This window comes from Hamadaea flava, assembly GCF_024172085.1.
Classification (GTDB): Bacteria; Actinomycetota; Actinomycetes; order Mycobacteriales; family Micromonosporaceae; genus Hamadaea; species Hamadaea flava.
Genome location: NZ_JAMZDZ010000001.1, coordinates 7,099,161 through 7,113,394, shown reverse-complemented (window position 1 = coordinate 7,113,394; position 14,234 = coordinate 7,099,161). Strand labels below are relative to the sequence as shown.

The window sequence follows — 14,234 nt, the reverse complement described above, 5'->3', positions numbered from 1 at the left end:
GGATCATGCTACTGGCGGCTGCTCCTCCGGTCCGGTGTGCAGCGCCAGCCGGTCGAGGACGAACACGCCCACCACTGCGACCGCGGCCGCGACGAGCAGCCAGCCCGGGATCGGGTACATCCAGCCGACCATCGAGTCCATGTCGCGGCTGAAGGCGTACTGGGAGGTCTGGCGGACCGCCCAATATTGCAGGCTGCCGTAGTCGGCGTCGACGGTCACCAGCAGCGTCCAGAGCAGATCCTGCGCCTGGATCACCCAGGTCACCAGGGCGACCAGGCCGATCGTCGGAGCCGCTGTACGCCACGCGCGCCACGGACGGTCCTGAGTCGACAGTCCACGGAACAGGACGGCGGACAGCACCAGGGCCGGGATACTCAGCGACGACGGCGGGATCGCCCGCAGGAACGCCAACGCGATGTTGTCACCGCTGTCCGGCCGCCACAGGTGGGCGTACGCGTCGACCATCAGCGGAGCCAATCCGACGAACAGCCACGGCGCGAACGGCAGGAGCAGCAGGTGACTCCGCGTACCGAGGGGACGCAGCCCGCCGATGCCGAACCCGGCCAGCACGGCCGCGCCCACGCCCACCACCGTGGAGACCAGCGGCGGCGCCCAGGTGAAGAAGATCGGCCCGGCCACACCGTCGGGCAGCTCACCGAAGTCGGCCAGCCGCAGCAGCCACGGACCGAGGCCGAACAGACCGAACAGGAGCACCCCGCCGCCCACGACGGCGGTCGCGACCGTCCAGCCCGGTTTCGACCCCGATTCGGCGTTCTCCACGCGTACCAGTCGGGCTTGCATCGCAACCACCGCAGCCGTGACCAGAACTCCGAGGATCGCCAGCACCACGAGCAGGACGACGCTGCCCGCCGCGGCGAGCCCGAACCGCGCGGTCTGGAACGCCTCGGTGTAGATCTGGAGGACCGGCGGCGCGTCGGCGCGCGGGCTGCGCAACAGCAGCGGGAACGCTGCAGACTGCAGAACCAGCGCGATCGACGACGCGCCGAGGATCAGCGCGACCAGGCCACCGGTGACCGCGACCCGGCGGCCCGCCCGCAGCACCAGCAGGTACGCCACCGCGCCGACCCCGCTCAGCAGCCCGAAAGCGGCGAGCAGCGCGACGACGAAGTTCCCAGCCACCGGGTGTTCGAAGTAGGTGCGCGCCGAGTCGCCGGTCAGCGTGAGGAACCAGGCGACCGCGACGGCGGTCGACGCCAACGCCGACAACGGCAGCGCGAAGCCGATCCACACCAGACGACGGCCGACACGCCCGGACCGATGCGCGAGGTACGCGATTCCGCCGCCGACGACGATGGCGACCGCGGCGGCGGCGAGTCCCAGCCCGACGGCGATCAGCGTGCCGGTGCCGTAGAACCGATCAAGGTGGCCATAGTTTTCCAGCCCGACGAATTCCGAGTTCTCCTTGAGGAACCGGGCGTTGTGCAGGCTCGTCCAGAACAGCCGCACAGTCGGTACCACATAGCCCGAACACAGCAGCAGGAGCGCGGGAATCGTGAGGAGGAGGCCGAGCAAGGGCGTACGCCGCACCGGCGTCGGGGTGTCTACCACGGGAGCACATCGTAGGTGATATCTGTCCGGGGCGGTGGGGAGCGTATTCTGAGCAGCATGTCTGCTGCGGCGCACTCGGTCGCCCTCGCCGAACGCCGCTCGGCCCGCTTCGTCGCGTGGTGCCGAGCCTGGCGCGCGGGCCTCACGTCCTTCGACGACGCGATCGACGCGATCGAGTCGCCGCCCGACGGCACGACCGAGGAACACGTCGCGGCAGACCTGCCGGGCACCTGGTCCGACCTGCCGCTACGGGAGGCACTCCCGCATTTGCGGCAGTTGCATCCGGACGAGATCCGGCTGACCCTGCCCGCGCCGGGCGACCCCGACGGGCTCGGTCCCGGCGACTTCACCGGCGCGGCGCTGGTCGCCGGGGAAGGCGTACTGGCCGGGATGCTCGGCTTGGCGCCCCAGGCACAGGAACACGTCTCCGGCTCCGGCGACGTCTTCCTGACGATCCGGTGGACGGCGTACCAGCTCCCGCCGATGCCTGTCACCGGTCCGAAGCCGACGGTCCGGCAGGCCGAAGGCGAGCTGTCGCTGGCCGTCCAGGACACCACCGCCAAACTCGCCAAACTCGACGTCGCGCGGTGGCGGCCGGAGTTGGCCGGGGCGATCAGCGCCCTCCGGCGACCGACCGAGGCCGATCTGCCCCCGGGCTACGACGTCCCCGCCCGGCGGCTGTACGCGCGGACGTTGCTGCTGGAGCGCGTACTGATCCTGGCCGGTCAGGAAGCGCCCGGTGGCGCGCTGAACAGTTTCGAGGCGCAGCAACGGGATGAGGCGTTGCGGCCGCTGGCCACCGCCTGCCGGCGGGGCGTCGCGGCCGCGATCAACTCCGATCTGGTGCTGTAGAACGCGATCAGAAACCCGGTCAGACCTCGGCGATGAGGTCGGCGACCGAGCCGACCACGCGCGAGGGCCGGAACGGATAGCGCTCCATGTCCTCCTTGGTGCTGATGCCGGTCAGCACGAGGAACGTCTGGAGGCCCGCCTCCAGTCCACACAGGATGTCGGTGTCCATCCGGTCGCCGATCATCGCCGCCGACTCCGAGTGCGCGCCGATCTTGTTGAGCGCCGAGCGCATCATCATCGGGTTGGGCTTGCCCACGAAGTACGGCTCGATGCCGGTCGCCTTCGTGACGAGCGCCGCGACCGAGCCGGCGGCCGGCAGCGCACCCTCGTTCGACGGGCCGGTCGCGTCGGGGTTGGTGCAGATGAACCGCGACCCGTTGTTGATCAGGCGGATCATCATCGTGATCGCCTCGAAGCTGTAGTTGCGGGTCTCGCCCAGCACCACGTAGTCGGGCTTGTAGTCGGTGAGGATGTAACCGGCGTTGTGCATCGCGGTCGTCAGGCCCGCCTCGCCGATCACGTACGCCGTCCCGCCGGGCCGCTGGTCGGCCAGGAACTGCGCGGTCGCCAGCGCCGACGTCCAGATGGCGTCCTCCGGCAGGTCGAACCCGAGCCGGGTCAGCCGGGCGTGCAGATCCCGGGGCGTGTAGATCGAGTTGTTCGTCAGGACGAGGAACGGCTTACCGGAGGCGCGCAGCCGCCCGATGAACTCGGTCGCTCCCGGCACCGGCACGCCCTCGTGCACGAGCACGCCGTCCATGTCGGTCAGCCAGCTCTCGATCGGCTTCCGTTCGGTCATCCGCCCACACCTATCCGCGCCTCGCGGGCGCCGGACAACACCCGGCCCCGCACGTCTGTATCGCCGAAAGCCTACCGAGCCCGGGTGTCGGCCGTGTATCGGACGGCGCTGTTGCCTGCGGTGCGGCCATCGCCTCGCGTACGAGATCGGTGATCATCCGCACGAAGCGAGGATCGGTGCCCGGGGTCGCCGCGCGGGCGTACGCCAGACTCAGCTCGGCCGCCGTCGCGGCCGCCTCGTTGTCCAGGTCCCAGATGACTTCGAGATGGTCGGAGACGAACCCGATCGGGCTCACTACCACCGCCTTCTCCGCCACCGTCCGGAGGTGGTCGTTGACGTCCGGCTCCAGCCACGGCACCTGCGGCGGGCCGGACCGGGACTGCCAGACGAGGTCCCAGGCGAGGCCGGGCGCGGCGCGCTCGGCGACCAGCCGGGCGACCTCCCTCAGCTGAGCCTCGTACAGACCGACCGACTGCACTCCTGACGGCTCGGCCGAGCCCTCCCCGGCTCCCGGGCCCGCCGTACGCGCCATGGACAGCGGGATCGAGTGCGCGGTGAAGACGATCCGAGCCGGGCCGGGCCCGACCTTCGCCAGCGCCGCCCGGACGGCGTCCACGTGTGGCTCGACGAACCCGGGACGGTCGTAGAAGTGGGGCAGCTTGACGACCTCGGGCGCGCCCGGACCGACCTTGGCCCGGGCCGCCGCGATGTCCTCCAGATACTGCCGGCACGACGAATATCCGGCGTACGCGCTCGTCGCGAGCCCGACCGCGAACTCGACGCCGTCATCGCGCATCTGCGCCAGGGTGTCGGCGAGCATCGGCTGCCAGTTGCGGTTGCCCCAGTAGAGGGGCAGGCCGACACCCTGATCCCGGAAGTCGGCCTCGATCGCCCGCAGGAGCGCCCGGTTCTGCTCGTTGATCGGCGAGACGCCGCCGAAGTGCTGGTAGTGCTCGGCGACTTCGAGCAGCCGCTCCTCCGGGACACCGCGCCCGGCGGTCACGTTGCGCAAGAACGGCATCACGTCGTCGGGGCCCTCGGGACCGCCGAACGACAGCAGCAAAAAGGCGTCTACTGGCACGAAGCCAGATTAGCCAGCCATCGCGTGATAGCCCCCATCGACGTGGACGATCTCACCCGTGGTGGCCGGGAACCAGTCCGACAGCAGCGCCACGACGGCCTTGGCGGCCGGCTCGGCGTTGGTCAGCTCCCAGCCGAGCGGGGCACGGTTGGCCCACGACTCCTCGAACTTCTCGAAGCCCGGGATCGACTTGGCCGCCATGCTGCGCAGCGGACCGGCCGAGACGAGGTTGCTGCGGATGCCCTGCGGGCCGAGGTACTGCGCGAGGTAGCGGCTCGCCGACTCCAGACCGGCCTTGGCCACGCCCATCCAGTCGTAGACCGGGTACGCCACGGTCGCGTCGAAGGTGAGCCCGACGATCGACCCGCCCGGCTTCATGAGCGGCAGCAACGCCGTGGCCAGCGACTTGTAGGAGTACGTCGAGGCGTGCACGGCGGCCGCCACGTCCTCCCACTTCGTCTCCAGGAAGTTGCCGCCCAGCGCGGTCTGCGGCGCGAACCCGATCGAGTGCACGATGCCGTCGAGGGTCGGCAGGTGTTCACGTACCTTGTCGGCGATGCCGGCGAGCTCCTCGGCGTTGGTCACGTCGAGCGGGATGACCGGGGCCTGTTTGGGCAGCCGCTTGGCGATCCGCTCCACGAGCGTCGGCCGCGGGTACGCCGTCAGCACGATCTCGGCGCCCTGCTCCTGAGCCACCCTCGCCACGCTGAACGCGATGGACTGATCGGTGATGACGCCGGTGACCAGGATCTTCTTGCCTTCGAGCAGCACGCTGTCTCCCTAACTCCGTACGGGGTGGTGAAAGTCAGTGGCCCATGCCGAGGCCGCCGTCGACCGGGATGACCGCCCCGGTGACGTAACCGGCGCTCTCCCCGGCCAGCCAGGTGCACACCCCGGCGACCTCGTCGGGCGTGGCGAACCGGCCCAGCGGAATGGCCTTCTTGTACTCCGCCTGCCGCTCCTCGGGGAGCTTCGCGGTCATGTCGGTCTCGATGAACCCGGGCGCGACCACATTCGCCGTGATGTTGCGGCTGCCCAGCTCTCGCGTGATCGACCGGGCCATGCCGACCAGGCCGGCCTTGCTAGCCGCGTAGTTCACCTGGCCGACGCCGCCGTAGAGGCCCACCACCGACGAGATGAAGATCATCCGGCCCCAGCGGCCGCGGACCATCTTGGTCGACGCGCGCTTGGCGCAGCGCCAGGCCCCGGTGAGGTTGGTCTCCAGCACCCGGCCGAACTGCTCCTCCGACATCCGCATCAGCAGCGTGTCGTCGGTGATCCCGGCGTTGGCGACCAGCACCTCGACCGGGCCGAGCTCCTGCTCGACCGTGGCGAACGCGGCATCGACCGCAGCCGGGTCGGTGATGTCGCAGGTCACCGGGAACAGGTCCGGCGCCGTCGCCGTGTCCCACGAGCCACGGTGGGTGATCGCCACCCGGTCGCCCTGCTTGGCGAACGCCTGGGCGATGGCCAAGCCGATGCCGCGATTGCCGCCGGTGACCAGTACGGTGCGAGCCACGCCTGCTCCCTAGTGCGAGTCCGATGAGCTTCCGCGATGAGCCTAGAGGTCGCCGAACGGGACGCCGTGGCGAGGGCGACGCAGAAAACCACCTACAGATCTTGTAGGTTTCCCACAATGTGGCTGAGGGGCCCAGCCCCGCCCGTCCGGTCGGGTGATCTTTGCGGCGAGTCGGGTGACCCAAGTGGAACCGGCCCCGAGACAGGAGCTATCATCTGCCTCGGGACTTTCGTCCGTTTCCGACAAGGACGCGCCCTTCGGCGCCTGGCCTACAGGAGGTGATCGCTGTGCGAAATAGCGATCCTTCCAGTCGTGGCTGGGCTGCTTTCCGCGGATAACTCCGCGCCTCGCGCCCACCCGCCCAGCATCCGCTCCGCCGTTGGCGGGGCTACATGTGTGCTGGCCGGGACCTTGTCCAGCCATGACGTTCAGCGGCCTGCTTCGCGCAGGTAACCCGATCTGTGCCCGATCCGGAACCCGCTGGAGTTCACCATGAGCCGTTTCCTCGCACCACTCGGATTCACCCTCGCCTGCCTCTGGGTCTTCACCTTGTTCGTGCTGGCTTCTCGATAACGGCCGCTATTTGGCCCCTGGCGGCGTTGCTCGCCACCTTGTTGCCCCCAGGCAACGGCGGCGTCGTGCGCCTTGCCAGGAACCAAATATCAGCCGTTCTCGATCCCTAAGACGAAACATCAAGAAAGATCAGGGTCAATTTTGCGTTGCTATGGTGACGTGGCAGTGACCCTGATCATGCTCAGCAGCGTCGCGGCGGCGTCGCGTTGCAGAAAAGTCAGGGGAGGCGGGAGCCCCAGAGCAGGGACAGGCCGGCCGCGCAGAGGCCGAAGAGCAGAGCTGCCCCGGCGGCCCAGGCCGTGACCTCGCGCGTCTGCTTGCGATGGCCTACGGACGAGCCGAGGTCTTCGTACACCTGCTTGAGTTCGCGCGCGCTCGCGGCCTCGGCGAAGTAGCCGCCGGTCGACTCGGCCAGCTGCGCCAGCGCCTCCCGGTCCACCGGGACGCGCTGCGGCATGCCGCCGATGTCGACCATGCCGTCGTCGGTGCCGAACGCGATCGTGGAGACCGGCACGTCCGCCTCGGTCGCCGCCGCGGCTGCGTCCTCGGTGGGCCGGCCGGCGGTCCGGTAGCCGTCGGAGAGCAGCAGGATTCGCGCCGGCGGCGCGCCCTGTGCTCCGTCCGGCGGCACCGTGCGGATCGCGTCGAGCGCGGTGAAGACCGCCTCGCCGGTCGCGGTCGCCTCGTCGAGCTGCAGGCTCTGGATCGCGTTCACCACCTGATCGCGATCCTTGCCCGGGGAGACCAGCACGTTCGCGGACTTCGCGAAGGACACCAGACCCAGGTTGTACGCGGCCGGCACCTCGCGCGCGAAGCTGATCGCGGCCTCCTGGGCGGCCTGGATCCGCGAGGGCTCGACGTCCTTGGACTCCATCGACAGCGACACGTCGATGGCCAGCACGATGGTCGCCCGTTCCAGCGGCACCTGCATGGCCAGGGCCGGGCGGGCGGTCGTCAGCGCCAGCGTCAGCAGGCACAGCAGCAGCGCCGCCGCCGTGACGTGGCGCTTGTAGCCGATCCCCTTGGGCGCCAACGTCTTCAGCAGGTCCACGTTGGAGAAGCGCACGGCGTTGACGCGCTTTCGGTACTGCCGATAGACGTAACCTCCGGCGACGGCCACCACCGGCAGGAGGAACAGCAGCGCCCACGGCTGCAGGAAACTCACCATGTAGCCAACCCCGCTCCTCAGCGAACCTCGGCTCGCCGGTTGTGCCGATGCCGACGCGCCGCGACGAAGTTCACGATGTCCAGCAGCCAATCGCGGTCGGTGCTCAACCGCAGATGCGCCGCGCCCGCCGACCGGAGCGTCCCGGACACCTCGGCCCGCTGCTCGGCCGCGGCGGCGGCGTACGCCCCGGCCAGGCGCTCGGTCACGTCGACCTCATGCACCTGACCGCTCTCCGGGTCGGCCACCTCGATCACGCCGACGGCGGGCAGTTCCAGCTCACGCGGATCGACGATCTCGACGGCCAGGATGTCGTGGCGTACCGCCAATCGGGAGAGCGGACGCTGCCATGACCGGGCGTCGCCCAGGAAGTCGGAGATGATCACGACCAGCCCGCGTCGCCGCGGCGGCCGCATCAGCCCGTCGAACAGCTCGCCGAGATCGGCCCGCCCCGGACGCATCTCCAGCCCGGCGATCGCGTGCATGAGCGACTGTGCGCCCCGGCGGCCGCCCCGAGCCGGAATGCGGCGTACGCCGTCGCCCGTGCAGACCAGAGCGCCCGCACGGTTGCCGCCACGCACGGTCAGGTGAGTCATGGCCGCCGCCGCGGCCAGCGCCACGTCCCACTTGCGCATCCGGGCGGTGCCGAAGTCCAGGCTCGCCGACGCGTCGATCGCCAGCCACGTCTCCAGTTCCCGGTCCGCTTCGGTCAAGCGCACATGGGGCACGGTGGTACGCGCGGTGACGGGCCAGTCCATGCGGCGTACGTCGTCGCCGGCGCGGTATTCGCGGGACTCCCCCGCCTCGCTGCCCGGTCCGGGCAACAGGCCGAGGTAGTCGCCTTGGAGCAGGCCGTCGAGCCGGCGGGTCACCTGCAGGTGCAGCCGCGCCAGCACAGCGGTCTGGGCCGGTGAGATCACCGTCGGTCGGCCTGCTGCCGGGGCGCCACCGAGGGCAGCGGGACGGTCTCGAGGATGCGCTCGACGATGCGGTCCGGCGGCACGTCGTCGGCGAGCGCGTCGTAGCTGAGGACCAGCCGGTGCCGCAGTACGTCCGGAGTCAGCTCCTGGATGTCCTGCGGCAGGACGTAGTCGCGCCCGCGCAGCAACGCCAGCGCCCGGGCCGCCCGTACCAGGCCGAGCGAGGCTCGGGGGCTCGCGCCGTATTGGATCAGCTGCGCGACGTCTTCCATGCCCTGCTCGGCCGGCGCCCGGGTGGCGGTCACCAGGCGTACCGCGTAGTCGACCAGAGCATTGTGGACGAACACGTGGTCGGCCCGGGTCTGCAACCCGATCAGGTCGACCGGGTTGAGCACCTGCGCCGCCGACGGCGGGGCCACCCCCATCCGGTAGACGATCTCGCGCTCCTCCAGGTCCGACGGGTATCCGACGAGCACCTTCAGCAGGAACCGGTCGCGCTGCGCCTCGGGTAGCGGGTAGACCCCCTCCTGCTCGATCGGGTTCTGGGTGGCCATCACCAGGAACGGGTTCGGCACGTCGTGCCGGGCGCCGCCGAGCGAGACGTGCCGCTCGGCCATCACCTCCAGCAGCGCCGACTGCACCTTGGCCGGAGCCCGGTTGATCTCGTCGGCGAGCAGGAAGTTCACGAAGACCGGACCGAGTTCCACGTCGAAGGACTCGGTCGACTGCCGGTAGATCCGGGTGCCGACGATGTCGGCCGGGACCAGGTCCGGCGTGAACTGGATACGGGCGAAGGTGCCGCCGACGGTCTCGGCGAGCGTCTCCACCGCGAGCGTCTTCGCCACCCCCGGTACGCCCTCCAGCAGGCAGTGCCCCCGAGCGAGCAGCGCCACGAACATCCGCTCGAGCAGCAGATCCTGGCCGACGATGACCTTCTTGACCTCGAAGAGCGCCCGTTCGAGCAGCGACGCGTCCTGAGCCGGCGGTATCGGATGCCCGTTGAGCGCTTCCGGGCCGGCGAGGCCCGCATCAGATGTGCCGTTTTCGGTGACGAGCACGCCCTCGGCGAGATCGAGATCGGAACCGAGACTCTTCTCCGTCACTGATCGCCTCCAGAGAGTGACGCAACTACCCGCATAAGAGTGTCATAAGGGAACAATTGCCACCAGGACCGCCGCGCGGGCTCCCTGAACGACGGCCGGGTCCGGCCGATCAGGCACACCGCGGGACTGGACACGCACCCCGCAAATGTGGTTAGTATTTGCGCGTCGCCGGACGACTTCCCCCGTGGTCGTCCGGCGCTTTATCTCTACTGCTATGACTACTCATTCGAGCGATCAGCCGGATCGCATCTGCTCCGCCAAGGGCTGCCGACAGGCCGCGGCCTACGCGTTGAGCTGGAACAACCCCAAGCTACACGAGCCCGAGCGGCGAAAAGTCTGGTTGGCCTGCCCCGCCCACCGAGATTCGCTGGCCGCGTTCCTCGACGCCCGCGGCTTCCTACGCGCCGTCGACCCGCTCGCGTAGATTCTCAACCGTGACGCATCCCGTGGCCGACGCCCTCCAGCCGTGGCCCGACACGGTCGACTGGCATCCCGTCTCCCCCCGCCTGGCCACGCTCAAGCGCGTCGAGCTGCTGCTCGGCCTGATCGTGCCGCTGGCCGCGACGATCGCCGTCTACCTGATCTGGCAGTGGATCTGGGCCCTCGTCATCGGCGCGGTCCTCGTCGCCGCGACGCTCGTCCGCATCGTGCTGATCGGGCGGAGCGTGCGCTCGTGGGGCTACGCCGAACGCGACGACGACCTGCTCGTCCGGCACGGCCGGATCGTGCGGCACCTGAGCATCGTCCCGTACGCCCGGATGCAGTTCGTCGACGTCAGCGCCGGTCCGCTGGAACGGCTGTTCGGACTGGCCACGGTTCAGCTGCACACCGCCGCCGCGGCCAGCGACGCCCGGGTGCCGGGCTTGCTGCCGGCCGAGGCCGCCCGGCTGCGGGACCGGCTGACGGCGCTCGGCGAGATCCGGAAGGAAGGGCTGTGACGGACCTGCCGCGGCGCAGGCTGCACCCGCTCTCGCCGTTCCTGCACAGCATCCGTCAACTCATCGCGCTCGTCGCCGTCATCTCCTGGCAGGGCTTCGCCAACCTCGGGGTGGCCCGCTTCCTCGGCGTCGTCGTGCTCATCCTGATCGGCGCGGTCATCTACTCCGTGATCACCTGGCGGTTCACCGGCTACGAGGTGACCGGCCGGGAACTGCGGATCTACGAGGGCACCTTCTCCCGCCGCGTACGCACGATCCCGCTGGAGCGCCTGCAGTCGGTCGAAGTCGTCCGGCCGTTCCTCGCGCAGCTCACCGGGCTCGCCGAACTCCGCCTCGAAGTGGTCGGCGGTGGGAAGGCGGAAGCCCCGCTGGCCTACTTGACCGTCGCCGAGGCCGGCTCTCTGCGTACCCAGCTGCTGGAGCTGGCCCGCGGCGGCTCGGCGGCGCCCGCGGAGAACGAGCCGCGCGGACCGGAGCCGGTTCTGTACGCGGCGCGTGACGAGGACCTGCTGCTCAGCCAGGCGATGACCCCCGAGGTGATCTTCCTGCCGATCGCCGCCGCGTTCGTCGTCGTGCAGTTCGCCCTGGCCGGGAGCTTCGGGTTCATCGCGATCGCGAGCATGATCACGGCGTTGATCGGCGTCCTGATCCGCCCGGTACGCCGCGTGACCCGCAACTGGCGCTGCACGCTGACCGAGCGTGAGACGCGGCTGCACATCCGGCGGGGCCTGACCGAGACGCACAGCCAGACCGTGCCGGTGCAGCGGGTGCAGGGGGTGACCGTCACCTGGCCGCTGATCTGGCGGCCGAAACGCTGGCTGAAGGCCACTGTGGACATCGCCGCGCAGGGCTCGCAGGGCGCCGACCCGGACGACCACGAGGCGACCACCCTGCTGCCGGTCGCGACGCTGGACGAGGCGCGCGCGGTCGTGCCGTGGCTGCTGCCGCGTGTCGACGGCGAGCTGGCCTCGGTGGACATCGCGGCGCTGCCGCTGAGCGGAGTGCCGGAGCGGGCGGTGTGGCTCGCGCCGCTGGCCCGCACGGTGCTCGCGGCCGGGCTCACGCCGCACGTCTTCGCGACCGTCGACGGTCTGCTCACCCGCCGGCTGCGCCTGGTGCCGTACGCGCGAATCCAATCGGTCCGCGTCCAGCAGGGGCCGGTGCAGCGCCGCCTCGGGCTGGCCACCGTGCACGTCGACGTCGCCGGCGCTCCGCCGGCCTCCGCGCCGGAGCGCGACCTCGCCGAGGCCTACGAGCTGGCCGGGGAACTGACCGTACGCGCTCGCGCCGCCCGCGCCGCCGCTTAGATTTTCGAGCTGGATCAGGGATCCGCGTCGAATCATGGGTCGAGATTCGACCGAGATCCGTGATCCAGCGCGGAACGAGAGATGTAGAACGGTCAGACGTCGAGGGCGCGCTTCAGCAGCTTGAGCAGCTCGTGCCCGTCGGCGACGACCGCGTCCGGCTCGGCCTGCCAGCGGTCGTTGGTCCAGGACCGGCTGGGCCGCAGGATGGCCGCGCCGACGCCCGCCCGGCGGCCGCACTCGATGTCGCGGCTGAGCGAGTCGCCGACGAACCAGCACTGGCCGGCGGGCACGTCCAAGGCCTGCGTCGCGGCCCGGATCATGCCGGGGTTGGGCTTGAAGACGCCTGCCTCGTCACTGTAGATCTGGGCGGCGAACGCGCCGGTCAGCCCGGCGCGCTCGAGAAACCCCCGGTACGCCTCGCCGCTGCGGGTGTTGCTGACGATCGACACCGGCAGACCCCGGCCTACGGTGAACTCCAGGACTTCGGTCATCCCCTCGACGACCGCCCACTTCCGCCGCGCCCAGGCGCTCGTCAGCTCGTCGGCCCAGCCGACCGCCATCTCGCGGGCCTGCTCCGGCCAGTCCTTGGCCACGAAGTCCGCCCAGAGCTGGACGTGGCTCAGTTCCGGATTCTCCGGGTTCGACCGCCATCGGTCCCGGGCGGCGTCGGCGGCGGCCAGGTCGGCCTCGATCCGGTCCAGCGGCAGCGAACGGCCGATCAGCTCGTGCACCCGCGTCGGGAAGCCGACGTCAGCGGTGTCGTCGACGGCCTCGGCCACGACGCCGCCGAAGTCCAGGAGAAGCGCACGCGGGGGGAGCATGCGCTCATCCTGCCATTGCCACCCGCCATCAGGGCAGGTGGTCACGTTGCGGATTCGTCACTGCTCCGCCTTTTCCGGGGCGGCCAGGTCGGCGTACTCCGGATGGGTGTCGAGGTAATCCGCAACGAACGGACAGATCGGACGAACCTGCGCGCCCGCCTCCCGAGCCGCGTCCAACGCCGCGCGTGTGATCTCCGCCGCTACCCCACGACCCCGGTACGCCGGGAAGGTGAACGCGTGATTCAACGCCCAGACGCCGTCGAAGCGGTGGTACTCAAGGTATCCGGCGAGGTCACCGGCACCGGCGGGATCCTCGGGGCGGCCCTCCAGTCGGCCTTCGAAGCGAGCGAGTTCCGGGACGTCATTCACGATCACGCCCCCCATACTGCCAAGCTTTCACCGTCCCTGGCCAGACGTGGTGTTTGGTCGATGGCCCAGCGGGGAAGCTCTTAGGCATCAATCCTAAGGAGGGGACCATGACCGTAACCGGCATCATCTCGGCGATCATCGTCGGACTGATCATCGGTGCGCTGGGCCGGCTGGTGGTGCCGGGCCCGCAGTCGATTCCCATCTGGCTGACCATCATCGTCGGCATCGTCGCCGCCCTGATCGGCACGGCCATCGCCCGCGCGGCGGGCTGGGCCACCACGGACGGCGTCGACTGGCTGGAGATCATCATCCAAGTCGTCCTCGCGGCGATCGGGGTGGTCCTGGTCTCCGGAGCCATGGGCCGGCGAAGCGTCGGCTGACGACCCCCGCTGAATTCGGTACGCCCCGGCCTGCCCAGGCCGGGGCGTCGCCTATTCCTCGGAGGTCCGGCCGTCGGACTCCGTCCGGTCGCTCCGCATGAAACCCTTGCCCCCGCGCAGGATGACGTCCACTCCGGACCGCGCCATCCGTTCCATCGACTCGACGCTCGCGTCCAGCCGCTCCATCCGCAGCGCGCTCGCGTGCGGCGTGCTCCAGCCGAACCAGATCGACAGCATGCGTACGCTGAACGTCACGAGCACAGCCATCCAGGTCGCGACGCCCTGATTGGCGACCTGGAGAAGTCCCATGTAGACGAGCGCGCCGCTGAACGCCGCGAAGGCGTAGAACGATCCGACGGTGACCATCGCGACCTCGGTCCGCAGCAGCAGGTCGCGGACGACGCCGCCGGCGGTGCAGGACAGGATGCCGATGAAGATCGACGGCACCGACCCCAGCCCCAAGCTGCTCGCCTTCGACAGACCGACGACGAGGTAGAGCCCGAGCGACAGCGCGTCGAACGCCACCACCAGCGGGTCGAGGCGGCTGATCGCGCCGCTCAGCCCGACCGCCACGACCGCGGCGACCAGCGCCGAGCTGACGTACTCGTTGCTCTGCAACGCGGCGGGAACCTGGTTCAGCAGCAGATCCCGGGCGATGCCGCCGCCGAGCCCGGTCGCGATCGCGACCATCGCGATGCCGACGAGGTCGATCTTGCGTTCCTTGGCCACCTGCGACGCGAACAACGCGCCCTGAGCCGCCCCCAGCACGACCGACGCGACGTCCACGGCGTGCGGCAAAGCCACCGCCTGCACCGGATCCGACATGCCGGGAGCGTAC

At 70.1% G+C, this 14,234-nt stretch carries 16 protein-coding genes; 5 read left to right on the top strand and 11 right to left on the bottom strand.

What is annotated here, in order from left to right; genetic code table 11:
- Positions 1-3 precede the first annotated feature (3 nt).
- Positions 4-1,569: a hypothetical protein gene (locus tag HDA40_RS33425; protein WP_253761778.1), complete on the bottom strand. Its 1,566-nt coding sequence runs from the start codon at positions 1,567-1,569 to the stop codon at positions 4-6.
- 57 nt (positions 1,570-1,626) lie between these two features.
- Here HDA40_RS33425 and HDA40_RS33420 point away from each other — a divergent pair, with 57 nt between their 5' ends.
- The gene (locus tag HDA40_RS33420) at positions 1,627-2,421 is read left to right on the top strand and encodes an Rv1486c family protein (RefSeq protein WP_253761777.1); all 795 of its coding nucleotides are present in this window, start codon (positions 1,627-1,629) and stop codon (positions 2,419-2,421) included.
- A gap of 19 nt (positions 2,422-2,440) precedes the next feature.
- Here the strand turns inward: HDA40_RS33420 and HDA40_RS33415 are convergent, their stop codons facing one another.
- The 7 genes from HDA40_RS33415 to HDA40_RS33385 all read right to left on the bottom strand — a co-directional run bounded on the left by HDA40_RS33415 (position 2,441) and on the right by HDA40_RS33385 (position 9,536).
- Positions 2,441-3,220: an HAD-IIA family hydrolase gene (locus HDA40_RS33415; RefSeq protein WP_253761776.1), complete on the bottom strand. Its 780-nt coding sequence runs from the start codon at positions 3,218-3,220 to the stop codon at positions 2,441-2,443.
- 10 nt (positions 3,221-3,230) lie between these two features.
- The gene (locus HDA40_RS33410) at positions 3,231-4,301 is read right to left on the bottom strand and encodes a ferrochelatase (protein WP_253761775.1); all 1,071 of its coding nucleotides are present in this window, start codon (positions 4,299-4,301) and stop codon (positions 3,231-3,233) included.
- Between the two features lie 9 nt (positions 4,302-4,310).
- The gene (fabI, locus tag HDA40_RS33405) at positions 4,311-5,072 is read right to left on the bottom strand and encodes an enoyl-ACP reductase FabI (protein WP_253761774.1); all 762 of its coding nucleotides are present in this window, start codon (positions 5,070-5,072) and stop codon (positions 4,311-4,313) included.
- 34 nt (positions 5,073-5,106) lie between these two features.
- Positions 5,107-5,820: a beta-ketoacyl-ACP reductase gene (gene fabG, locus HDA40_RS33400; RefSeq protein WP_253761773.1), complete on the bottom strand. Its 714-nt coding sequence runs from the start codon at positions 5,818-5,820 to the stop codon at positions 5,107-5,109.
- Positions 5,821-6,610: 790 nt separating this feature from the next.
- Positions 6,611-7,561 carry a VWA domain-containing protein gene (locus HDA40_RS33395; protein ID WP_253761772.1) on the bottom strand — a complete coding sequence of 317 codons (951 nt, stop codon included), beginning with the start codon at positions 7,559-7,561 and terminating at the stop codon, positions 6,611-6,613.
- A 17-nt stretch (positions 7,562-7,578) separates the two neighbouring features.
- On the bottom strand, positions 7,579-8,478 hold the full coding sequence (locus tag HDA40_RS33390) for a DUF58 domain-containing protein (protein ID WP_253761771.1): 900 nt from the start codon (positions 8,476-8,478) through the stop codon (positions 7,579-7,581).
- The gene (locus tag HDA40_RS33385; RefSeq protein WP_372503203.1) at positions 8,475-9,536 is read right to left on the bottom strand and encodes an AAA family ATPase; all 1,062 of its coding nucleotides are present in this window, start codon (positions 9,534-9,536) and stop codon (positions 8,475-8,477) included. The genes HDA40_RS33390 and HDA40_RS33385 overlap by 4 nt, the downstream gene beginning before the upstream one ends.
- A gap of 259 nt (positions 9,537-9,795) precedes the next feature.
- Here HDA40_RS33385 and HDA40_RS33380 point away from each other — a divergent pair, with 259 nt between their 5' ends.
- The 3 genes from HDA40_RS33380 to HDA40_RS33370 are packed head-to-tail and all read left to right on the top strand — an operon-like array spanning position 9,796 to position 11,826.
- On the top strand, positions 9,796-10,005 hold the full coding sequence (locus tag HDA40_RS33380; RefSeq protein WP_253761770.1) for a hypothetical protein: 210 nt from the start codon (positions 9,796-9,798) through the stop codon (positions 10,003-10,005).
- Between the two features lie 10 nt (positions 10,006-10,015).
- A complete protein-coding gene (locus HDA40_RS33375) occupies positions 10,016-10,519 on the top strand; it encodes a PH domain-containing protein (RefSeq protein ID WP_253761769.1) in 504 nt (167 codons plus the stop codon).
- The gene (locus HDA40_RS33370; RefSeq protein WP_253761768.1) at positions 10,516-11,826 is read left to right on the top strand and encodes a PH domain-containing protein; all 1,311 of its coding nucleotides are present in this window, start codon (positions 10,516-10,518) and stop codon (positions 11,824-11,826) included. The genes HDA40_RS33375 and HDA40_RS33370 overlap by 4 nt, the downstream gene beginning before the upstream one ends.
- A gap of 92 nt (positions 11,827-11,918) precedes the next feature.
- On the opposite strand, the gene HDA40_RS33365 is transcribed toward HDA40_RS33370, so the two are convergent.
- Positions 11,919-12,647, bottom strand: a complete 729-nt coding sequence (locus HDA40_RS33365) for an HAD family hydrolase (protein ID WP_253761767.1) — start codon at positions 12,645-12,647, stop codon at positions 11,919-11,921.
- A gap of 57 nt (positions 12,648-12,704) precedes the next feature.
- Positions 12,705-13,022 carry a GNAT family N-acetyltransferase gene (locus HDA40_RS33360; RefSeq protein ID WP_253761766.1) on the bottom strand — a complete coding sequence of 106 codons (318 nt, stop codon included), beginning with the start codon at positions 13,020-13,022 and terminating at the stop codon, positions 12,705-12,707.
- A gap of 101 nt (positions 13,023-13,123) precedes the next feature.
- Between HDA40_RS33360 and HDA40_RS33355 the strand changes: the two genes are divergently transcribed.
- The gene (locus HDA40_RS33355) at positions 13,124-13,396 is read left to right on the top strand and encodes a GlsB/YeaQ/YmgE family stress response membrane protein (RefSeq protein ID WP_253761765.1); all 273 of its coding nucleotides are present in this window, start codon (positions 13,124-13,126) and stop codon (positions 13,394-13,396) included.
- 51 nt (positions 13,397-13,447) lie between these two features.
- On the opposite strand, the gene HDA40_RS33350 is transcribed toward HDA40_RS33355, so the two are convergent.
- The gene (locus HDA40_RS33350) at positions 13,448-14,221 is read right to left on the bottom strand and encodes a trimeric intracellular cation channel family protein (RefSeq protein ID WP_253761764.1); all 774 of its coding nucleotides are present in this window, start codon (positions 14,219-14,221) and stop codon (positions 13,448-13,450) included.
- Positions 14,222-14,234: the final 13 nt, after the last annotated feature.